The organism is Bacillus sp. RZ2MS9, assembly GCF_001816185.2.
GTDB lineage: Bacteria > Bacillota > Bacilli > Bacillales > Bacillaceae_G > Bacillus_A > Bacillus_A cereus.
The window spans coordinates 4,745,195-4,765,000 of sequence record NZ_CP049978.1 but is presented as its reverse complement, the minus strand read 5'-3'; the positions used below and the strand labels follow the sequence as shown (position 1 = coordinate 4,765,000).

Genomic DNA, 19,806 nt, shown 5'->3' with positions numbered 1-19,806 from the left:
CAGGTTGATATTCCTGTACCACCTCTTTATCGTTTGAGCAATGGAGGGACGCAGAAGGATAGAAGAAGCGTGCGATTGGTTGTGCACGTCCAAGCAGTTAGGCTGATAAGTAGGCAAATCCGCTTATCATAAAGGCTGAGCTGTGATGGGGAAGCTCCTTATGGAGCGAAGTCTTTGATTCCCCGCTGCCAAGAAAAGCTTCTAGCGAGATAAAAGGTGCCTGTACCGCAAACCGACACAGGTAGGCGAGGAGAGAATCCTAAGGTGTGCGAGAGAACTCTGGTTAAGGAACTCGGCAAAATGACCCCGTAACTTCGGGAGAAGGGGTGCTTTCTTAACGGAAAGCCGCAGTGAATAGGCCCAAGCGACTGTTTAGCAAAAACACAGCTCTCTGCGAAGCCGTAAGGCGAAGTATAGGGGGTGACACCTGCCCGGTGCTGGAAGGTTAAGGAGAGGGGTTAGCGTAAGCGAAGCTCTGAACTGAAGCCCCAGTAAACGGCGGCCGTAACTATAACGGTCCTAAGGTAGCGAAATTCCTTGTCGGGTAAGTTCCGACCCGCACGAAAGGTGTAACGATTTGGGCACTGTCTCAACCAGAGACTCGGTGAAATTATAGTACCTGTGAAGATGCAGGTTACCCGCGACAGGACGGAAAGACCCCGTGGAGCTTTACTGTAGCCTGATATTGAATTTTGGTACAGTTTGTACAGGATAGGCGGGAGCCATTGAAACCGGAGCGCTAGCTTCGGTGGAGGCGCTGGTGGGATACCGCCCTGACTGTATTGAAATTCTAACCTACGGGTCTTATCGACCCGGGAGACAGTGTCAGGTGGGCAGTTTGACTGGGGCGGTCGCCTCCTAAAGTGTAACGGAGGCGCCCAAAGGTTCCCTCAGAATGGTTGGAAATCATTCGTAGAGTGCAAAGGCATAAGGGAGCTTGACTGCGAGACCTACAAGTCGAGCAGGGACGAAAGTCGGGCTTAGTGATCCGGTGGTTCCGCATGGAAGGGCCATCGCTCAACGGATAAAAGCTACCCCGGGGATAACAGGCTTATCTCCCCCAAGAGTCCACATCGACGGGGAGGTTTGGCACCTCGATGTCGGCTCATCGCATCCTGGGGCTGTAGTCGGTCCCAAGGGTTGGGCTGTTCGCCCATTAAAGCGGTACGCGAGCTGGGTTCAGAACGTCGTGAGACAGTTCGGTCCCTATCCGTCGTGGGCGTAGGAAATTTGAGAGGAGCTGTCCTTAGTACGAGAGGACCGGGATGGACGCACCGCTGGTGTACCAGTTGTTCTGCCAAGGGCATAGCTGGGTAGCTATGTGCGGAAGGGATAAGTGCTGAAAGCATCTAAGCATGAAGCCCCCCTCAAGATGAGATTTCCCATAGCGTAAGCTAGTAAGATCCCTGAAAGATGATCAGGTTGATAGGTTCGAGGTGGAAGCATGGTGACATGTGGAGCTGACGAATACTAATAGATCGAGGACTTAACCATATAATATGAAGCAATGTTATCTAGTTTTGAAAGAATATAAAAAACTTGTTGACTTTCAAAAGTAAATGAGTTACAATAATTCTTGTCTTAAATGAATACAGTCTGGTAATGATGGCAGAGAGGTCACACCCGTTCCCATACCGAACACGGAAGTTAAGCTCTCTAGCGCCGATGGTAGTTGGGACCTTGTCCCTGTGAGAGTAGGACGTTGCCAGGCAAATGGAGGATTAGCTCAGCTGGGAGAGCACCTGCCTTACAAGCAGGGGGTCGGCGGTTCGATCCCGTCATCCTCCACCATTTAGCCGACTTAGCTCAATTGGTAGAGCAACTGACTTGTAATCAGTAGGTTGGGGGTTCAAGTCCTCTAGTCGGCACCAGAAATCATGGCGGTTGTGGCGAAGTGGTTAACGCACCGGATTGTGGCTCCGGCATTCGTGGGTTCGATTCCCATCAGTCGCCCCATTTTTCTTAAATAAATTAATATGCGGGTGTGGCGGAATTGGCAGACGCACCAGACTTAGGATCTGGCGCCTTTGGCGTGGGGGTTCGACTCCCTTCACCCGCACTTTTAATTAAATAACTCATACATGTCTTGCGGAAGTAGTTCAGTGGTAGAATACAACCTTGCCAAGGTTGGGGTCGCGGGTTCGAATCCCGTCTTCCGCTCCAATTTTCAATATGACATGCCGGGGTGGCGGAACAGGCAGACGCACAGGACTTAAAATCCTGCGGTGGGTGACCACCGTGCGGGTTCGACCCCCGCCCTCGGCACCATATGCGCCCGTAGCTCAATTGGATAGAGCGTTTGACTACGGATCAAGAGGTTAGGGGTTCGACTCCTCTCGGGCGCGCTTTTATTAACGGGAAGTGGCTCAGCTTGGTAGAGCACCTGGTTTGGGACCAGGGGGTCGCAGGTTCAAATCCTGTCTTCCCGATATTCCTAAAAACATGGGGCCTTAGCTCAGCTGGGAGAGCGCCTGCCTTGCACGCAGGAGGTCAGCGGTTCGATCCCGCTAGGCTCCACTTATATTAATATCATTTATGGCGGTGTAGCTCAGCTGGCTAGAGCGTACGGTTCATACCCGTGAGGTCGGGGGTTCGATCCCCTCCGCCGCTACCATAAAGGACCTTTAGCTCAGCTGGTTAGAGCAGACGGCTCATAACCGTCCGGTCGTAGGTTCGAGTCCTACAAGGTCCACCATTAGACGTATATATCTCGGAGGTATACCCAAGTTCGGCTGAAGGGATCGGTCTTGAAAACCGACAGGCGGCGAGAGTCGCGCGGGGGTTCGAATCCCTCTACCTCCTCCATTTTTTCTAAAGTGAATATTTTATCATCGCGGGGTGGAGCAGCACGGTAGCTCGTCGGGCTCATAACCCGAAGGTCGCAGGTTCAAATCCTGTCCCCGCAACCAAATGGTCCCGTGGTGTAGTGGTTAACATGCCTGCCTGTCACGCAGGAGATCGCCGGTTCGACCCCGGTCGGGACCGCCATTTTTTACATAAAGGCTCGGTAGCTCAGTCGGTAGAGCAGAGGACTGAAAATCCTCGTGTCGGCGGTTCGATTCCGTCCCGAGCCACCATTTTGAAATCACGAGCCGACTTAGCTCAATTGGTAGAGCAACTGACTTGTAATCAGTAGGTTGGGGGTTCAAGTCCTCTAGTCGGCACCACTTTCAAAATGAGCCATTAGCTCAGTTGGTAGAGCATCTGACTTTTAATCAGAGGGTCGAAGGTTCGAGTCCTTCATGGCTCACCATTTACAATTTAATGCGGGTGTAGTTTAGTGGTAAAACAAGAGCCTTCCAAGCTCTGGTCGAGAGTTCGATTCTCTTCACCCGCTTTTCAATTATGGGCCTATAGCTCAGCTGGTTAGAGCGCACGCCTGATAAGCGTGAGGTCGATGGTTCGAGTCCATTTAGGCCCACCATAATTGTTCCGCAGTAGCTCAGTGGTAGAGCTATCGGCTGTTAACCGATCGGTCGTAGGTTCGAGTCCTACCTGCGGAGCCATATTTATAGAGAAGTACCCAAGTGGCTCAAGGGGCTCCCCTGCTAAGGGAGTAGATCGCGAACGCGGTGCGAGGGTTCGAATCCCTTCTTCTCTGCCAGAACTGGCCCGTTGGTCAAGTGGTTAAGACACCGCCCTTTCACGGCGGTAACACGGGTTCGAATCCCGTACGGGTCATACTAAAAGAGATAGCATAATCTGCTATCTCTTTTTTGTTGTATAAAAGTGAACTTTGGATAGTCTGCTTTTTTATGCAATAGAAGAAATATGAAGTATGGGCTGTTGCAGTTGGGTATATAGAGCGGTAAATACAATCATGTTGTTTATTTGGGCCTGTATGAATATGAAGGAACTATCTATCTAAAATGATACCTCAAGTTGGACTTTTACCCCAGCTGTATGGCTGTAGCCTCCTACACTTGGAGAAACCGATGAAAATACATCCGGGAGCTACTGTGGAAAATAAATAATATATAGAAGAAGCTGCCTCTCAATAGGGTGACCTACTGGAGACAGCTTTTTTATGTTGTCATTATTGTCGAGTTTTGTCGGTAAGTCGATATATTGCAAAAATCGCTGATATAATTTGAGTTACGATCGATAAATTTTAATAATCGCTGATATATTTGGAGTTACGGTCGATATATTCTAAAAATCGCCGATATAATTTCACTTACCGATGAAAACCACAAGAAAAACCCTTTCACAATCTAAAGAAAACGCCTCCATTGAAATGGATTCCACACCTATTCCAATAACTTTACACTCTATGTGAAAAAGTTCACAAATAGGTCATAATTTGTGAAGTAATTCACAATAATACGTGCTACAATATGAATGTAAAGAAGTTAAACAACATTAAATTAGTATTTTAATTAATTACTTAAACAATCATAAAAAAATATATGTGAACAATAGAGAGGGGAAATTACCATGAAAAAAGGTATCAATCGTGTAGTATTAGTAGGAACAGGAGCTGTAGGTTGTAGTTACGCTTACTCAATGATCAACCAAGGTGTAGCTGAAGAATTCGTATTAGTAGATGTTAATGAAGCAAAAGCAGAAGGGGAAGCAATGGACTTAAGCCATGCGGTACCATTCTCTCCATCACCAACAAAAGTTTGGAGCGGTAGCTATGCAGATTGTAAAGATGCAGATTTAGTTGTTATCACTGCTGGGTTACCACAAAAGCCAGGTGAAACTCGTTTAGACTTAGTTGAGAAAAATACAAAGATCTTTAAACAAATCGTTCGCGGCATTATGGATAGCGGATTCGATGGAATCTTCTTAATCGCAACTAATCCAGTTGATATTTTAACTTACGTAACTTGGAAAGAATCTGGTTTACCGAAAGAGCGCGTAATCGGTTCTGGTACTACTTTAGACTCTGCTCGTTTCCGTTACATGTTAGGTGACTACTTAGATGTAGATCCACGTAACGTTCATGCTTACATCGTTGGTGAACACGGTGACACTGAACTTCCAGTATGGAGCCACGCTACTATCGGTGTACAAAAATTAGAAACAATCTTAGCTAACAACGAACAGTACAAACAAGAAGACTTAGACAAAATCTTCGAAAACGTACGTGATGCAGCTTACCATATCATCGAGCGTAAAGGTGCAACTTACTACGGAATCGGTATGTCACTACTTCGTGTAACTAAAGCAATCTTAAACAACGAGAACAGCGTATTAACTGTATCTGCATACCTTGAAGGTCAATACGGCGAGAAAGATGCTTACGTAGGTGTTCCAGCTGTAATTAACCGCGAAGGTGTACGTGAAATCGTAGAACTTGAGCTAAATGAAGAGGAAAAAGTGAAGTTCGCTCATTCTGTAAAAGTATTAAAAGAAACAATGGCACCAGTACTATAATAATTGCTAAATAATTCAGAGGTGGGAAACTGCTTCTTACCTCTGAACTTATATAATTTAATATAAATTCCTTTTCCGGTTTCCCTTGTATATCCCCAATATACCCCTTTGCTGGATAAGGGTCGTTTATAGAAAAGAGCACTCTATTTTACGTAGAGTGCTCTTTATTATTCCGCTATTTGCCGGGCAGTAAAAACCCACTGATTAAAGTTTCATTTTATTATTTTTTAGGTGTTAATCCTAATTTCTTTAAAATATCTGCCAGTGTACCGCTTTTGGATTTTTCTACAGGTGTTTGTGATTTAGATGCATCTGGACCTTTTTTCAAGAAGTTCCTTTCAACGAAGCGAATATCTTTTTCGTCGACAATACCATCTTTATTAAGGTCTCCGTCTTTTACAGTTACTCCTTTTTTACCATAGTTGCTAGCGATAATTTCAGCATCTTTAATATCGATTACTTTATCAGCATTTACATCGCCGGTAAGGTTTTCGTCAGGTCTTGCATAATAATATTGGCCAAGCAGCTTACCGTCTTTTTCAGTACCAAGTTTCGTTGTTAGGCGGCTTGTTAAATGTCCTGGCACCTCTACATATAAGTTATAGTCGCGTTTATTAACTGGAAGTCCATTTAGTTTGAAGTATCCGTATTTATCTAGTGAGCCTTCAAACTTATGACGGTAAGAATCAGTCGCATATACTTTTACGCCAAGCTTTGTATAATCGAACTTTTCATCTAAATATTCGCGTTCATTTAAGAACGCACCAGGTTTAATATTTCCTTCTACTAGTGAGTTTAAGGACATAACTGAGAATGTTTGATCTTGAAGTACACGCATTCTATTTGGTTCTGATTCACCTTGTTTCCAGTAAACAAAAATTGGTGACTCTAATTGAGCGTTTGCTTCATAAAATTCATCATTTTCTACTTTGAAAGTTACATCAATGAACGGGAAATCACCATCTAATCCAGCAAAGTTTTTGTCATCGATAGCGCCGCCAACTGTAACAGAACCTGCCTCTAATTTCGGTTCATTTACTTTTGCGGTTACTCCTTTTTCGGAAAGTAGCTTTTCAAAAGCAGGATTAAATTTCGCATTTCAATAACATTGTGACAAAAAATATTGAGAAACATTTTTTTATGACAGATTATTTTGTTTTGATTTTGAGTGGAAAATAGCATGAAAAATAGGATAAACATAATAAAATAAAGGTTGAGAAAAAATAATTGGTAAAAATATAGAAGAATAATAAAGCGTTTTCAATGAATATTCGTCAAAATTCGATATTTTACACGGAAATGTGAAGAAAAACTAACATTTTTAAGAAAAAAACGAATGTTTTTTATAAATTAACAAGGATATTGCAGTTTTTCGCAGAAATAGTTAAAGTATAAAAAATTCTGTCATCTAAGTGAGGTGAGCATATTGAGTGTAATAAATTGTGAAGAAGTGAAACGAGATGAGTTTCATACAGAAAAGTACTATGAAAGTTATAACATCTTTGGCGCACATGTTGTGACGGAAGATGAGATTCAAGGGGTACGATTTACAGTGTGGGCTCCTCATGCGAAAGCAATGAGTGTTGTTGGAGATTTTAATGAGTGGGATTATGAGCAACATAAGATGCTACAAGTGACAGAAGAAGGGATTTGGTCCTTATTTATACCGCATATTGAAGAAGGAGAAATATATAAATATGCGATTGAAACGTTGGCTGGTGACGTCATTTTAAAGGCAGATCCGTATGCTATATATGCAGAAGTAAGACCGAATACGGCATCTGTAGTTTTTGATATAAAAGGATATGAATGGAATGATAAAAACTGGAATCGTAAGAAAAAGAAAAAACCGATTTATAAAGAAGCGATGACAGTTTATGAATTACATTTTGGTTCTTGGAAAAAGAAAGAAGATGGAACACTATATTCTTACAGGGAAATGGTAGAAGAACTCATTCCGTATGTGGTGGAACATCAATTTACACATATTGAAATTATGCCGCTTGTTGAGCATCCATATGATCGTTCTTGGGGATATCAAGGAACGGGATATTATGCAGCGACGAGTAGATTTGGTACACCGCATGATTTAATGTATTTTGTCGACGAATGTCATAAATATGGAATCGGTGTCATTTTAGATTGGGTACCGGGGCATTTTTGTAAAGATGCTCACGGTTTATATTTGTTTGATGGCACACCGACCTATGAATATAAAGATAAAGATGTACAAGAAAATCTAGTATGGGGAACTGTCAATTTTGATTTAGGAAAGAGAGAGGTACGTAATTTCTTAATTTCAAATGCGTTATTTTGGATGAGATATTTCCATATTGATGGTTTCAGAGTAGATGCAGTTGCGAACATGTTGTACTGGAATAAAGAAGGACAAGAGCAAAGTAATGAGTACGCTGTGTCATTTTTACGGGAGTTAAATGAAGCAGTGTTTGCAGAGGATGAAGATTTTCTTATGACGGCAGAGGATTCAACAGCTTGGCCACTTGTAACAGCACCAACGTATGAAGGTGGGCTTGGATTCAATTACAAATGGAATATGGGCTGGATGAATGACGTGCTGAAATATATGGAGTGTGCGCCAGAGTACAGAAAATATATTCATGAGAAAATGACGTTCTCTTTACTATATGCTTACTCTGAAAACTTCATATTACCCCTTTCTCATGATGAAGTCGTTCATGGGAAAAAGTCGTTATTAAATAAAATGCCAGGTGATTACTGGGATAAGTTTGCTCAGCTTCGTTTGTTATATGGATATTTCTTTACTCACCCAGGAAAGAAATTACTTTTCATGGGAGGAGAATTCGGGCAGTTTGATGAGTGGAAAGACCTTGAAGATTTAGATTGGAATTTACATGATTTTGAAATGCATCGTTATATGCATGATTACTTTAAAGAGCTCATAGCATTGTATAAGCGCTCAAAACCACTTTGGCAGCTTGATCATTCGCCTGAAGGTTTTCAGTGGATTGATGCTAATAATAACGAGCAAAGTATTTTCTCGTTTATCCGCCAAGGGGATAAACAAGAAGATGCGTTAGTTATCGTATGTAATTTTACGAAAGCTACATATGAAAACTATAAAGTAGGTGTACCAGATTTCGAGTATTATAACGAGATTTTAAACAGTGATGCACAGCAATATGGCGGTTCGGGACAAGTGAATAAGAAACGTCTTAAGACGATTCTAGAACCGTACCATAATCAAGCAGCACATGTAGAGATTACAATTCCACCATTTGGCGTATCCATATTACGACCAGTGAAGACGAGAAAGGGGAGCAAAAAACAAGATGGCTCAAAAACAAAAGTGCGTAGCAATGTTACTAGCAGGGGGAAAAGGTAGTCGTTTAAGTGCATTAACAAAGAATTTAGCCAAGCCAGCTGTTCCATTTGGTGGTAAATATCGCATTATTGATTTTACGCTAAGTAACTGTGCGAATTCTGGTATTGAAACGGTTGGGATTTTAACGCAATATCAACCACTCGAACTTCATAATTATATCGGAATCGGAAATGCGTGGGATTTAGACCGAGTAAACGGTGGGGTCACAGTCTTACCTCCTTATGCGGAGTCTTCAGGGGTTAAGTGGTATACAGGTACGGCAAGTGCCATTTATCAAAACTTAAACTATTTAAGTCAGTATGAACCGGAGTATGTTCTCATTTTATCAGGCGACCATATTTATAAAATGGATTACAGTAAGATGCTAGATTACCATATTCAGAAAGAATCGGACGTATCCATTTCTGTTATTGAAGTACCTTGGGATGAAGCGAGTCGCTTTGGCATTATGAATACAAATGAAGAAATGGAGATTGTTGAGTTTGAAGAGAAACCACAATTTCCAAGAAGTAATCTTGCATCAATGGGAATCTATATTTTTAATTGGTCAATTTTGAAAGAGTATTTAGAGATGGATGCAAGAAACCCTGAATCTAGTAACGATTTTGGAAAAGACGTACTTCCGCTTTTATTGGATGAAGGGAAGAAGCTAATGGCGTATCCGTTTGAAGGATATTGGAAAGATGTTGGAACGGTGAAGAGCTTATGGGAAGCGAATATGGATTTGCTTCGCGATGAAACATCACTGAATTTAAACGATCGTAATTGGCGTATTTACTCTGTCAATCCAAACGAACCGCCTCAATATATTGCTGAAAAGGCGAAAGTAGAAGAATCGCTTATTAACGAAGGGTGCGTCATTGAAGGGGACGTGAAGCATTCTGTGTTATTCCAAGGAGTGACGGTGGAAGAAGGAAGTATGGTGATTGATTCTGTCGTTATGCCAGGGGCTAAGATTGGTAAAAATGTTGTGATTGAAAGAGCGATTGTTGGATCAGAAATGGTTATCGAGGATGGAACAATCATTCGTCCAGAAAAGAATGTTGACGATGTAGTATTAATTGCTGAAGGGAAATAGAAAAGGGGGATGAAATGAATGGGAGAAAAAATGTTAGGAATTATTAATGCAACGGGAAGTTTTCCTTCCTTAAAGAAAGTAACAGGGCATCGTTCACTAGCGGCGTTACCGTTTGGGGGCCGTTATCGACTCATTGATTTCATGCTTTCAAATATGGTGAATTCTAGTATTCATAGTGTGGCAGTTTTTACAAGCCATAAAAATCGTTCGTTAATGGACCATGTTGGTTCAGGAAAACAGTGGGATTTAGATAGAAAAAGAGACGGACTATTTTTATTCCCGCCAAACTGCCAATGTGACCAAGATGAATTTGGGTCTTTTGCACACTTTAGAAGACATATTGATTATTTTCTAAGAAGCAGAGAAGAGTACGTTGTTATTACGAATAGCCATCTCGTAACAGCATTAAATTTTCAAGCGGTGTTAGAGCGGCATATACATACGGCAGCTGATATTACGGAAGTTTGCCATGAAGGGGTTTCACTTCAAACATATGTGTTAAAGAAACAATTATTGTTAGACTTATTTGAGTCATATAAAGATGTGGAACAATACAGTTTATTTGATGTAGTGAGAGAAAAGCGCGGGAAATCATTACACATTGCTACATATGAACATACTGGATATGTAGCAATTATTGACTCGATTGAAAGTTACTATAAACATAGCTTAGAAATTTTGCAACCTGCTATTTGGAAGCAATTATTTAAGAAAGAAGCACCGATCTTTACGAAAGTAAAAGATGAGCCACCAACTCGTTATTTAAAGGGTGCAGTCGTGAAAAATACAATGATTGCAAACGGTAGTATTATTGAAGGGGAAGTCGAAAACAGTGTTGTTTCCCGTTCAGTTAAAATTGGAAAAGGTTCAATTATTCGTAACAGTATTATTATGCAAAAGAGCCAAATTGGAGATAACTGTATAATAGATGGTGTTATTATTGATAAAGATGTAAAAATTGGTGACGGTGTCGTATTAAAAGGAAACGCCGATGGGCCGTATGTTGTAGAAAAAGGAAGCGTACAAAACAGTACGATTAATAGTTATTCTTAAAAGAATCAGTGGGGGCTTTTTCCTCCACTGATTAAAGTTTTAATTTAAATGAAAACTCGAAGGGAGGAAGCTGCAAGAGGAGTAATAAAAACTTTTCGCGCAGTGGGACAACAAGTGAATATTTTATTTGCAGTATCAGAATGTGTACCGTTTGTGAAATCGGGAGGATTAGCTGATGTAGCGGGTGCGCTCCCAAAAGAGCTGAAAAAATTAGGAGTGGATGTTCGTATTATACTTCCAAATTATAGCCTCATTCCGCAAAAGTTAAGAGATGGATGTACGTTACATAAAGTAATTAACGTCCCGCTTGGGTGGAGAAATCAATATTGTGGAATTTTAAAAGGTGAGCAAGACGGAATTACGTATTACTTAATAGATAATGAATATTATTTTAAGAGAGATTCTCTGTATGGTCATTATGATGACGGAGAGCGTTTTTCTTATTTCTCAAAAGCGGTGTTAGAGTGTATTTCGCACCTTGATTTTGAAGTGGATGTTCTTCATAGCCACGATTGGCATACGGCTATGGTTAATTTCTTACTTCGTGAAAAGTATCAAGATAACCCGTTATATGAGCGTATTAAAACGGTATATACAATTCATAACTTACAGTTCCAAGGTGTATTTCCTCCTGAAGTAATGTACGACTTGTTAGAACTTGGTGATGAATATTTCCACAGTGAGCAGTTAGAGTTTTATGGAAACGTAAACTTTATGAAAGGCGGTATTATAGCTTCGGATCAAATTACAGCGGTGAGCCCGACATATAAAGAAGAAATTCAATATGAATTTTTCGGTGAGAAGTTAGATGGATTGCTGCGAAAATATAATGATAAGCTAAGCGGCATTGTAAATGGTATTGATACGAGCGTATATAATCCAGAAACGGATTCGTATATTAAGGCTCAGTATGATGCAGAGTCATTATATGAAAAGAGTGAAAATAAACGCGCCTTGCAGCGTTATTTTGGTTTGCCAGAAAAAGAGGATACACCAATTATTTCAATGGTAACGAGATTAACGAAGCAAAAAGGTCTTGATTTAGTACGTACTGTATTCCGCGAAATAATGGAAGAAGATGTACAATGTATTATTTTAGGATCAGGTGATTCGGAATATGAGCAATTCTTTGAATGGATGGCATATGAGTATCCGGAGAAGGTAAAAGTTTATATCGGATTTAATGAAGAATTAGCTCATCAAGTGTATGCAGGAAGTGATTTATTCTTAATGCCATCGCTGTTTGAACCGTGTGGACTTGGACAACTTATCGCATTAGCATACGGTACGATTCCAATTGTAAGAGAAACAGGTGGATTAAACGATACGGTACATTCTTATGATGAAGAAACTGGAGAAGGAAATGGTTTTAGTTTCACGAATTTTAATGCACATGACATGCTGCATACGATTCATCGTGCAATTGAATTCTATCACGATAAACCGGTATGGGAGCAGCTTGTAAAACAAGCGATGACTGAAGATTACAGCTGGGAGCAATCGGCTCTTGCTTATAAGGAATTATATAAAAGTCTCATGGAATAACATGTAGGTGGTGAAAAAATGTTTACTCATGTTGAAAGTTTTAAATCAACTTTTCTAGAAAAGTTAGAGACGATGTATGGTAAAAGTTTTAAAGATTCTACAACTCGTGATCAATATAATACACTCGGCCATATGGTACGTGAGTATATGAATAGTCAATGGATTGCAACGAATGAGAGTTATCGATCCGGAGAGCAAAAGCAAATGTATTACTTGTCTATTGAGTTTTTGCTTGGACGTTTGCTTGGAAGTAACATCTTGAATTTAGGTATTAGAGATGTATGCGAGCAGGGGTTATCTGAACTAGGGATTTCGTTACAAGAGTTAGAAGAAGTGGAAGCAGATGCAGGCCTTGGTAATGGTGGGCTTGGACGCTTAGCAGCCTGTTTTCTCGATTCACTTGCATCTTTAAACTTGCCAGGACACGGCTGTGGAATTCGTTATAAACATGGTTTGTTTGATCAGAAAATTGTTGATGGTTATCAAGTTGAATTTCCAGAACAGTGGCTTCTTCATGAAAACGTATGGGAAGTAAGAAGGCATGATCAAGCTGTAGAAGTAAGTTATTTCGGCAATGTTGAACCGCTAGAAATTGACGGGCGTTTAGAGTTTAGGCATACAAATGCAGAAGTCATTATGGCCGTGCCATATGATGTGCCGGTAGTTGGCTATGAGACGAGTACTGTAAATACACTTAGACTTTGGAATGCTGAACCAGTTCCTTTCCCGCAAAACTGCAAAGATATTTTGAAATATAAGCGTGAAACAGAGGCTGTATCGGAGTTTTTATATCCAGATGATACGCATGATGAGGGAAAAATACTTCGTTTAAAACAACAGTATTTCCTCGTATCAGCAAGTTTGCAAAATATCGTTCGAATGCATAGAGAAAGATACGGTGACCTTCGTCAACTACATGAAAAAATTGCGATCCACATTAACGATACACATCCGGTTTTAGCAATTCCGGAACTGATGCGTATTTTACTAGACGAAGAAAAGTTAGCATGGGAAGAAGCTTGGCACATAACGACGCAGACGATTTCTTATACGAATCATACGACGTTATCAGAAGCGCTCGAAAAGTGGCCAATTCACATTTTTAAACCGTTATTACCGAGAATTTATATGATTATTGAAGAGATTAATGAACGTTTCTGTCATGAACTGTGGGAACAGTATCCGTATGAGTGGGATCGTATTGAAGCAATGGCGATTATTGCACATGACCTTGTGAAAATGGCTCATTTAGCGATTGTCGGTAGCCATAGCGTAAACGGTGTAGCGAAAATTCATACGGAAATATTAAAGCAGCGGGAAATGCGATTGTTTTATGAATTTTATCCAGATAAGTTTAATAATAAGACGAATGGAATTGCTCATAGGCGCTGGCTTATGAAAGCAAATCCACAGTTAACAAATCTCATTTCAGAGGCGATTGGAACAGAGTGGAAGAAAGAACCGATTAAGCTTCAAGAGCTACAATTAGTTCAATATGATGCGAGTTTCCAAGAGAAATTTGCAGAGGTAAAACAAGAGCGTAAAGAGATTTTAGCGGAGCGTATTCATAATACAATGGGGATTACCATTGATCCAAATTCTATTTTTGATGTGCAAGTGAAAAGATTACATGCTTACAAACGACAATTATTAAATGTTCTTCATATTTTATATTTGTATAACCGTTTGAAAGAGGATGCTAGTTTTACATTTTATCCGCGTACTTTTATTTTTGGAGCGAAAGCATCACCTGGCTATTATTACGCGAAAAAAATTATTAAATTAATAAATGAACTCGCAAGAAAAGTAAATAATGACCCGTATGTCAGTCAATATATGAAAGTTATCTTTCTAGAAAACTATCGAGTTTCTTTAGCAGAAGATATATTCCCAGCGGCGGATGTAAGTGAACAAATTTCAACGGCGAGTAAAGAAGCATCGGGAACAGGTAATATGAAATTTATGATGAATGGTGCGATTACACTCGGAACGCTAGACGGTGCTAACGTTGAAATAAAAGACCGGGTCGGTGATGATAACTGTTTCATTTTCGGTTTAACAGCCGAAGAGGTTCTTCATTACTATCAAAATGGTGGATATCGTGCAAGTGATTATTATCACCACAATGGGCACATTAAAAAGGTAGTAGATCAGTTAACGAATGGTTTCTTTGCACAGTCGGGAGCCGAATTTGAAGCAATTTACGATTCTCTCGTTATTCAAAATGATGAATATTTCGTTCTGCGAGATTTTGGTCCATATGCTGAAAGACAAGAAGCTGTCGGTAGAGCTTATGAGAACCGAACGAAGTGGCTAGAAATGTCGATTTTAAATATTGCACAGTCTGGTCATTTTGCGAGCGATCGAACGATTTTGCAGTACAGTAATGAAATTTGGGGTATTGGTAATGCAGTTAAACAGTTTTAAAGAGGTTGCTATATTGGGAGATATATTATCGATTTACCAACAGAAATGGATATTAATAAATAAAACGTGCTTAATAAAATTAAGCTCGTTTTATTTATTTTGCTTAAGAAAGAAATGGAACAGTGGTATATATGATACCTGCCCCATCATACTCTCCTGTCGCAAAGTATGAAAATGTAAAGAAACCTGTAACCGTAAAAATTATAATAAGGAAAAATGCGAAGATAAATTTTAACATGTAAGGTCCCCTCATCCAAAAATAACTTCATAGATTATTATAGTATACGAATATTTTATTTCCAATTGTTTACTGGTTAAAAATGAGAAGTCAGACATGTTTTGTATGTTGTAATGGAATGATTATTTGTAATGGATTTTGTGTTTTTTGTAAATGTCATGTTGTGATGGACGTGTGCATACTCCCAATCATGATCATTAAAATTTATGTTTCGGGGAGGGAGAAGTGGAACGACATCGAATAAGTTGACGAAACGAAAGCTACTAGCTACTTGTAGTTTATAATAATTTCGAAAAGCGATATCTCCTACTTTTGGAGAAGCGAATGTATAAAGTCCATACTGTGCGAAGGCAGTATTTATACGTGCATCTAATATGTGTAATGTGGCAAGCGCGCCACCTAGACTATGCCCAGTAGCTAGCAGTTTTTTATGTGCTGGCAATGATACGAGCATATCCATAATAGAATCACGACAAGACTCATAAATAGAGAGAAAACCGTTATGGACATTTCCGCCATTTAAAGCATAAGGATAAGGTTTTTGATTGACGAGAGAATCAATAATCCAATCTGGATCTGTTTGAGTGCCTCTGAAGGCAACGATAATTGTATCCTCAGATTCTAATATAAATCCGAACCATTCTGTTGTTTGAATGGCCTTTCCTTGAAAACCTTGTACATATTGAAAACCATCTGGTATTTCGAAAATACCATTTTGTTTATATTGTTCATACGTTAACTCACAACAAGAAGCTAACAGTATGGCAGTTTCTTTATCAAAAGATAAAGGAGTACGCATTAAGGTAGCCCTCCTTAAGAAAAGGTATAGTTTAATATATGCGGTGAGGAACTTGATTCATTCTTTTGGAGGTGGGGAATAGCTTGTATCGCTTACCTAAATCAGTGGAGGAAATTATAATGGCAAAATAAAACAGTGCCTGATAAGGGCACTGTTTACTCTTTTTCATCTCAAGGAATCGACTTTTTTAGTTATTCTTAATGAACTGACGCATGCGTTAGTTGCATAAGTAAGAGGTTTGAAAAAATAGCCTGTATATATTTGAATGATGAATAACTTACCTATTTTCTTGTGTTTGTTTGCGTTACATACAGAAAAAATTCGGAAAATAAAACATATTATTTATCTGTTTGTTTTTGCTTCTTTTTCAAATACTCCGTACGCAATTTTTCAAGTTGCTGCTTTTTATCAAATTTGGCAGGCTTCTGTTTTTCATGGAACTTTGCCACAGCTACCTGACTTTTGGAATCCAATTGATATTTTCCCACTTTGTTCACCTACTTTTCTTGTCTCTAAAGAGAATCTACTCAACAAATATAATATACCTTATTTTCCTGAAGTAAACCTTATTACTTTATTTTAACTGCTTTTTCTCGTTTGTAGACGTAAATTAAAACACCCTTTCACTTTATTACTGCAAGCAAGGGTGTTTTAATTTTATTATTTTATTAGTTGATGGCCATGCCCACATAAGGGCACAGTTTACTCTTTCCCATCTAATAAACGACCAAGGCCACCTAATACACTACCTTCGCCAGTACTTTGCGCTGCTGGGCTTGTAAGGCGTGCTGCTAATCGGCTAAGTGTTAAGGACTGAATCCAAACTGTTCCAGGTCCTTCTAACGTTGCGAAGAATAAACCTTCGCCGCCAAATAGAGCTGTTTTTACTTTTCCAACGAACTCGACATCATAGTTAATGTCTTTTGTCATAGCAACGAGACAACCTGTATCAATGCGAAGTTTCTCACCAGGTTTTAATTCACGTTTATATACAGTTCCACCTGCGTGCATGAAAGCAAGACCGTCACCTTCAAGTTTCTGCATGATAAAACCTTCACCACCGAAGAAACCAGTTCCTATTTTTTTCGTAAATTCAATTCCGATAGAAACACCTTTTGCGGCACAAAGAAAGGCATCTTTTTGACAAACTACTTTTCCTTGATATTCTGTTAAATCTACAGGAATAATTTTACCAGGATAAGGAGCAGCAAATGAGACGTGGCGTTTGCCGTGACCTGTATTTGTAAATACAGTCATAAACATACTTTCGCCTGTAACGAGACGCTTACCAGCGCCCATTAATTTTCCGAATAAACCTCCAGATGGGCCAGAACCATCACCGAAGATTGTTTCCATTTCTATGTAATCTTCCATCATCATCATTGCGCCAGCTTCTGCGATCACGCTTTCTTCTGGATCTAACTCAATTTCAACAAACTGCATATCATCTCCGTATAACTTATACTCGATTTCATGTGCTCTCATTTTTTTCACCTCGTATGTAATAGATACTTATATTGTACAGAATTTAATAGGATTAGAATACTTTAGTTTTGTTAATTTTCAAATAAAGTGGAACAAACCAAAACTGATTATCAGCTCCCGCCAATCAAGCTGTCCGCAAATACCGGGCTAAAATATGAATATGGAAATTCAACATTATATTAAAATTATAAAAAAATGGTGGAATGAAAGTGTTCTCATTTGACGTTTTGGATATAGCGTGATATAGTGAAATCACTATTGAGCTACATAATGTGGTACGGAAATAAAGCACGTTGAATTAAAGGCTGTAAGCTTGTTATACATTCATGTCCTTTATATCCACCTTTTCATGTGGATTCATAGTTTCATTTTTATTTAGGAGGTACATGACATGCAAACAGGTAAAGTTAAATGGTTCAACAGCGAAAAAGGTTTCGGTTTCATCGAAGTTGAAGGTGGAGACGATGTATTCGTTCACTTCTCAGCTATCCAAGGTGACGGATTCAAAACTTTAGAAGAAGGTCAAGAAGTTTCTTTCGAAATCGTTGAAGGTAACCGTGGACCACAAGCTGCTAACGTTACAAAAAACTAATTAGCTAGCGATAAAAAGCATTCCGATTTTCGGAATGCTTTTTTTTATTCTTTGGAACTCGACTCATTTGAAGATAATTCGCCCTTAAAGGTACGCTCTTCAAAGTCATCAAGCATTTGCTCATATTCTTCATGTTCTTCCGTAGCGAAAACTTGCGGATTTTTTCCATACATATCTGTACCAATAAAGTTTTCGAAATCCTCTACGTAGCCTACGTTTTCTTCACTATTTACGTACATGCCATTATAGTTTTTCGAATCTTGTCTTTCTAAATCAGATGGTGTTTCAGACGTTCCGTAATTAGCAACATCTTGCCATGCATCTTCTGCATCATATTCAACAGAACGATCTTCATCATGTTTGTGGAAAGAAGGAGATAACACTTCTTCTTCGACTGGTCGTGTATTCATATTTAGCTTATTTGTCGCGTGCTGGATGCATGTTGTAGCAGTCGGCATTGCTTCTAATCTTTCAAATGGAATTTCTTCGCCAGACACTTCGCAAATGCCGTACGTACCCGCTTCTATTTTTTGCAAGGCATGTTTCGTATCCTCTAGCTGTTTATGCCAAAGTTCAATAAGCCCGAAGTCTTTTTCACGTTCATATAGCTCTGTTGCCATATCAGCTGGATGGTTATCATAGCTAGATAATTCTCCAACAGACTCACGTTCAGATGCACGATCTTCATTTTCGTGTGTTTGTATCGTTTGCTCTAGTTCGTGTTTTTGTTTTTCTAAAACGGATTTAAATTGATTTATTTGTTGTGGAGTTAACATAGTCGTCCACCTTCCTACAATTCAGTTTCTTTACATAGTATGAGCGTTGCGAGTAGGAATTATGAGATGAATTTCAGATATGAAAAAGGAGCCGCATAAGCAGCTCCTTTTATAGAAAGTATCCAAGTAATAATCCGATTCCCATGAGGAGACCGAAGATCGTATTTGTTTTTGCTGTTGCAATCATCGCAGGTACCATTTCCATTGGAATGCTTTTGCCGATAAAGCCTTTCGTCGCTTTAAATGCTTTCGGTGCACTTAAAAATACGATAAGCATCCATGGTGATACGATGCCCACGATAATTAAAGCAATTGTCCAAATGTAGGAAACGATGAACATAGAAGCAAGTACACCAACCGCTCGCTCGCGTCCAACGAGAATTGCTAACGTTTTACGACCGTTTTCTTTATCGCCATCTAAGTCACGAATATTATTAGCTAGTAAAATGGCACCAATTAAAATGGAGCTTGGAATAGATAGTAAAATGACTTCTGATGTTACAGTTCCAGTTTGAATAAAGAATGAAATTCCAATAATGATAACACCCATAAATAATCCGGCTGTTAACTCTCCAAATGGTGTATAGGCAATGGGAAGTGGGCCACCCGTGTAAAGGTAAGCAACGGCCATACAAACAAGACCGATTGCAGCAAGCCACCAGCTAGAATTCATACAAATATAAACACCTAATAGTATTGCGATGCCGAAAAATCCAAATGCTAAGTTAAGCACTGTTTTTGGCTGAATGCCATCGCGAACGATAGCGCCGCCGATACCAACTGAACCTTCGTGATCGAGTCCTCTTTTATAATCAAAGTATTCATTAAACATGTTTGTTGCTGCCTGAATGAGAAGACAAGCAAGAAGCATTATAAGGAAAAGAGGGAGATGGATTTGATTTATACCTCCGACCTGCATTGCATAGGCTGTTCCGATGAAAACAGGAACGAAAGCTGCTGTTAATGTATGGGGACGTAGTAAACTCCACCAAATGCGCCAGCCTGTTTGCTTGCTTGGTTTTGGCGCCGTAGGAGAGGAATTCGTTTCGACGTTCATTTCCATGTTG

Annotated in this window: 13 protein-coding genes, 22 tRNA genes, 2 rRNA genes and 2 pseudogenes (1 of these 39 running past the window's edge); 31 read left to right on the top strand and 8 right to left on the bottom strand. The window is 39.7% G+C overall.

Annotated elements, in window-relative coordinates:
* The 24 genes from BHV55_RS24440 to BHV55_RS24325 form a co-directional block, all read left to right on the top strand.
* Nucleotides 1-1,494 (top strand): 23S ribosomal RNA (locus BHV55_RS24440); it begins 1,428 nt to the left of the window's first position.
* Nucleotides 1,495-1,595: 101 nt separating this feature from the next.
* Nucleotides 1,596-1,711 (top strand): 5S ribosomal RNA (gene rrf, locus BHV55_RS24435).
* 4 nt (nucleotides 1,712-1,715) lie between these two features.
* Nucleotides 1,716-1,791, top strand: a tRNA-Val gene (locus BHV55_RS24430).
* 4 nt (nucleotides 1,792-1,795) lie between these two features.
* A tRNA-Thr gene (locus BHV55_RS24425) sits at nucleotides 1,796-1,871 on the top strand.
* Between the two features lie 9 nt (nucleotides 1,872-1,880).
* Nucleotides 1,881-1,956, top strand: a tRNA-His gene (locus tag BHV55_RS24420).
* 22 nt (nucleotides 1,957-1,978) lie between these two features.
* Nucleotides 1,979-2,059 (top strand) — tRNA-Leu (locus BHV55_RS24415).
* Between the two features lie 29 nt (nucleotides 2,060-2,088).
* A tRNA-Gly gene (locus BHV55_RS24410) sits at nucleotides 2,089-2,163 on the top strand.
* A 16-nt stretch (nucleotides 2,164-2,179) separates the two neighbouring features.
* Nucleotides 2,180-2,268 (top strand) — tRNA-Leu (locus BHV55_RS24405).
* Between the two features lie 3 nt (nucleotides 2,269-2,271).
* Nucleotides 2,272-2,345 (top strand) — tRNA-Arg (locus tag BHV55_RS24400).
* Nucleotides 2,346-2,355: 10 nt separating this feature from the next.
* A tRNA-Pro gene (locus BHV55_RS24395) sits at nucleotides 2,356-2,429 on the top strand.
* A 15-nt stretch (nucleotides 2,430-2,444) separates the two neighbouring features.
* Nucleotides 2,445-2,517 (top strand) — tRNA-Ala (locus BHV55_RS24390).
* A 20-nt stretch (nucleotides 2,518-2,537) separates the two neighbouring features.
* Nucleotides 2,538-2,614: transfer RNA gene (locus BHV55_RS24385), tRNA-Met, on the top strand.
* A 4-nt stretch (nucleotides 2,615-2,618) separates the two neighbouring features.
* A tRNA-Ile gene (locus BHV55_RS24380) sits at nucleotides 2,619-2,695 on the top strand.
* A 17-nt stretch (nucleotides 2,696-2,712) separates the two neighbouring features.
* Nucleotides 2,713-2,805: transfer RNA gene (locus BHV55_RS24375), tRNA-Ser, on the top strand.
* Nucleotides 2,806-2,832: 27 nt separating this feature from the next.
* Nucleotides 2,833-2,909 (top strand) — tRNA-Met (locus tag BHV55_RS24370).
* A 3-nt stretch (nucleotides 2,910-2,912) separates the two neighbouring features.
* A tRNA-Asp gene (locus tag BHV55_RS24365) sits at nucleotides 2,913-2,988 on the top strand.
* Nucleotides 2,989-3,001: 13 nt separating this feature from the next.
* Nucleotides 3,002-3,077: transfer RNA gene (locus tag BHV55_RS24360), tRNA-Phe, on the top strand.
* A 14-nt stretch (nucleotides 3,078-3,091) separates the two neighbouring features.
* A tRNA-Thr gene (locus BHV55_RS24355) sits at nucleotides 3,092-3,167 on the top strand.
* A gap of 10 nt (nucleotides 3,168-3,177) precedes the next feature.
* Nucleotides 3,178-3,253, top strand: a tRNA-Lys gene (locus BHV55_RS24350).
* 13 nt (nucleotides 3,254-3,266) lie between these two features.
* Nucleotides 3,267-3,337 (top strand) — tRNA-Gly (locus BHV55_RS24345).
* A gap of 10 nt (nucleotides 3,338-3,347) precedes the next feature.
* Nucleotides 3,348-3,424: transfer RNA gene (locus BHV55_RS24340), tRNA-Ile, on the top strand.
* 7 nt (nucleotides 3,425-3,431) lie between these two features.
* Nucleotides 3,432-3,506, top strand: a tRNA-Asn gene (locus BHV55_RS24335).
* A 7-nt stretch (nucleotides 3,507-3,513) separates the two neighbouring features.
* Nucleotides 3,514-3,604: transfer RNA gene (locus tag BHV55_RS24330), tRNA-Ser, on the top strand.
* A gap of 5 nt (nucleotides 3,605-3,609) precedes the next feature.
* Nucleotides 3,610-3,681: transfer RNA gene (locus tag BHV55_RS24325), tRNA-Glu, on the top strand.
* Nucleotides 3,682-3,778: 97 nt separating this feature from the next.
* Here BHV55_RS24325 and BHV55_RS27605 read toward each other — a convergent pair.
* A pseudogene (locus BHV55_RS27605) lies at nucleotides 3,779-3,954 on the bottom strand (IS4 family transposase); the annotation flags it as partial.
* A gap of 483 nt (nucleotides 3,955-4,437) precedes the next feature.
* On the opposite strand from BHV55_RS27605, the gene BHV55_RS24320 reads away from it, so the two are divergent.
* A complete protein-coding gene (locus tag BHV55_RS24320; RefSeq protein WP_000715340.1) occupies nucleotides 4,438-5,382 on the top strand; it encodes an L-lactate dehydrogenase in 945 nt (314 codons plus the stop codon).
* 220 nt (nucleotides 5,383-5,602) lie between these two features.
* On the opposite strand, the pseudogene BHV55_RS24315 reads toward BHV55_RS24320, so the two are convergent.
* Nucleotides 5,603-6,481 (bottom strand): annotated as a pseudogene (locus BHV55_RS24315) (dockerin type I domain-containing protein); the annotation flags it as partial.
* Nucleotides 6,482-6,808: 327 nt separating this feature from the next.
* Between BHV55_RS24315 and glgB the strand changes: the two are divergent.
* From glgB to glgP, 5 genes are all read left to right on the top strand, one after another.
* Nucleotides 6,809-8,746 (top strand): 1,4-alpha-glucan branching protein GlgB, encoded by a 1,938-nt coding sequence (gene glgB, locus BHV55_RS24305; RefSeq protein WP_070757035.1) that lies wholly within the window; start codon nucleotides 6,809-6,811, stop codon nucleotides 8,744-8,746.
* Complete coding sequence (gene glgC, locus BHV55_RS24300; protein ID WP_000057606.1) at nucleotides 8,694-9,824, top strand: glucose-1-phosphate adenylyltransferase; 1,131 nt, start codon at nucleotides 8,694-8,696, stop codon at nucleotides 9,822-9,824. Before glgB ends, glgC begins: the two co-directional genes overlap by 53 nt.
* Nucleotides 9,825-9,842: 18 nt before the next feature.
* Nucleotides 9,843-10,877 carry a glucose-1-phosphate adenylyltransferase subunit GlgD gene (gene glgD, locus BHV55_RS24295; protein WP_000504164.1) on the top strand — a complete coding sequence of 345 codons (1,035 nt, stop codon included), beginning with the start codon at nucleotides 9,843-9,845 and terminating at the stop codon, nucleotides 10,875-10,877.
* A gap of 114 nt (nucleotides 10,878-10,991) precedes the next feature.
* Nucleotides 10,992-12,422, top strand: coding sequence for a glycogen synthase GlgA (gene glgA / locus BHV55_RS24290; RefSeq protein ID WP_070757045.1), 1,431 nt, complete (start codon nucleotides 10,992-10,994; stop codon nucleotides 12,420-12,422).
* 18 nt (nucleotides 12,423-12,440) lie between these two features.
* On the top strand, nucleotides 12,441-14,849 hold the full coding sequence (glgP, locus tag BHV55_RS24285) for a glycogen phosphorylase (protein ID WP_000494096.1): 2,409 nt from the start codon (nucleotides 12,441-12,443) through the stop codon (nucleotides 14,847-14,849).
* Between the two features lie 103 nt (nucleotides 14,850-14,952).
* On the opposite strand, the gene BHV55_RS27700 is transcribed toward glgP, so the two are convergent.
* The 4 genes from BHV55_RS27700 to BHV55_RS24270 all read right to left on the bottom strand — a co-directional run bounded on the left by BHV55_RS27700 (nucleotide 14,953) and on the right by BHV55_RS24270 (nucleotide 17,371).
* Nucleotides 14,953-15,087, bottom strand: a complete 135-nt coding sequence (locus BHV55_RS27700; protein WP_000911064.1) for a hypothetical protein — start codon at nucleotides 15,085-15,087, stop codon at nucleotides 14,953-14,955.
* Between the two features lie 76 nt (nucleotides 15,088-15,163).
* Nucleotides 15,164-15,886 carry a lipase family protein gene (locus BHV55_RS24280; protein ID WP_001260134.1) on the bottom strand — a complete coding sequence of 241 codons (723 nt, stop codon included), beginning with the start codon at nucleotides 15,884-15,886 and terminating at the stop codon, nucleotides 15,164-15,166.
* Between the two features lie 338 nt (nucleotides 15,887-16,224).
* Complete coding sequence (locus tag BHV55_RS24275; RefSeq protein ID WP_000521639.1) at nucleotides 16,225-16,374, bottom strand: hypothetical protein; 150 nt, start codon at nucleotides 16,372-16,374, stop codon at nucleotides 16,225-16,227.
* A 214-nt stretch (nucleotides 16,375-16,588) separates the two neighbouring features.
* Nucleotides 16,589-17,371, bottom strand: coding sequence for a TIGR00266 family protein (locus tag BHV55_RS24270; RefSeq protein WP_001201257.1), 783 nt, complete (start codon nucleotides 17,369-17,371; stop codon nucleotides 16,589-16,591).
* 391 nt (nucleotides 17,372-17,762) lie between these two features.
* On the opposite strand from BHV55_RS24270, the gene cspD reads away from it, so the two are divergent.
* Nucleotides 17,763-17,963 carry a cold-shock protein CspD gene (gene cspD, locus BHV55_RS24265; RefSeq protein WP_001193054.1) on the top strand — a complete coding sequence of 67 codons (201 nt, stop codon included), beginning with the start codon at nucleotides 17,763-17,765 and terminating at the stop codon, nucleotides 17,961-17,963.
* Nucleotides 17,964-18,007: 44 nt separating this feature from the next.
* Here the strand turns inward: cspD and BHV55_RS24260 are convergent, their stop codons facing one another.
* Complete coding sequence (locus tag BHV55_RS24260; RefSeq protein ID WP_000957365.1) at nucleotides 18,008-18,739, bottom strand: yteA family sporulation protein; 732 nt, start codon at nucleotides 18,737-18,739, stop codon at nucleotides 18,008-18,010.
* A gap of 109 nt (nucleotides 18,740-18,848) precedes the next feature.
* Nucleotides 18,849-19,802: a 1,4-dihydroxy-2-naphthoate polyprenyltransferase gene (locus BHV55_RS24255; protein ID WP_000425740.1), complete on the bottom strand. Its 954-nt coding sequence runs from the start codon at nucleotides 19,800-19,802 to the stop codon at nucleotides 18,849-18,851.
* Between the last annotated feature and the right edge of the window lie 4 nt (nucleotides 19,803-19,806).

Excerpts from the sequence above, each read along its gene's own strand:
- BHV55_RS24320 (WP_000715340.1), top strand. The coding sequence starts at position 4,438 with ATGAAAAAAGGTATCAATCGTGTAGTATTAGTAGGAACAGGAGCTGTA.
- glgC (WP_000057606.1), top strand. The coding sequence starts at position 8,694 with ATGGCTCAAAAACAAAAGTGCGTAGCAATGTTACTAGCAGGGGGAAAA.
- glgD (WP_000504164.1), top strand. The coding sequence starts at position 9,843 with ATGGGAGAAAAAATGTTAGGAATTATTAATGCAACGGGAAGTTTTCCT.
- glgP (WP_000494096.1), top strand. The coding sequence starts at position 12,441 with ATGTTTACTCATGTTGAAAGTTTTAAATCAACTTTTCTAGAAAAGTTA.
- BHV55_RS27700 (WP_000911064.1), bottom strand. The coding sequence starts at position 15,087 with ATGTTAAAATTTATCTTCGCATTTTTCCTTATTATAATTTTTACGGTT.
- BHV55_RS24280 (WP_001260134.1), bottom strand. The coding sequence starts at position 15,886 with ATGCGTACTCCTTTATCTTTTGATAAAGAAACTGCCATACTGTTAGCT.
- BHV55_RS24270 (WP_001201257.1), bottom strand. The coding sequence starts at position 17,371 with ATGAGAGCACATGAAATCGAGTATAAGTTATACGGAGATGATATGCAG.
- cspD (WP_001193054.1), top strand. The coding sequence starts at position 17,763 with ATGCAAACAGGTAAAGTTAAATGGTTCAACAGCGAAAAAGGTTTCGGT.
- BHV55_RS24260 (WP_000957365.1), bottom strand. The coding sequence starts at position 18,739 with ATGTTAACTCCACAACAAATAAATCAATTTAAATCCGTTTTAGAAAAA.
- BHV55_RS24255 (WP_000425740.1), bottom strand. The coding sequence starts at position 19,802 with ATGGAAATGAACGTCGAAACGAATTCCTCTCCTACGGCGCCAAAACCA.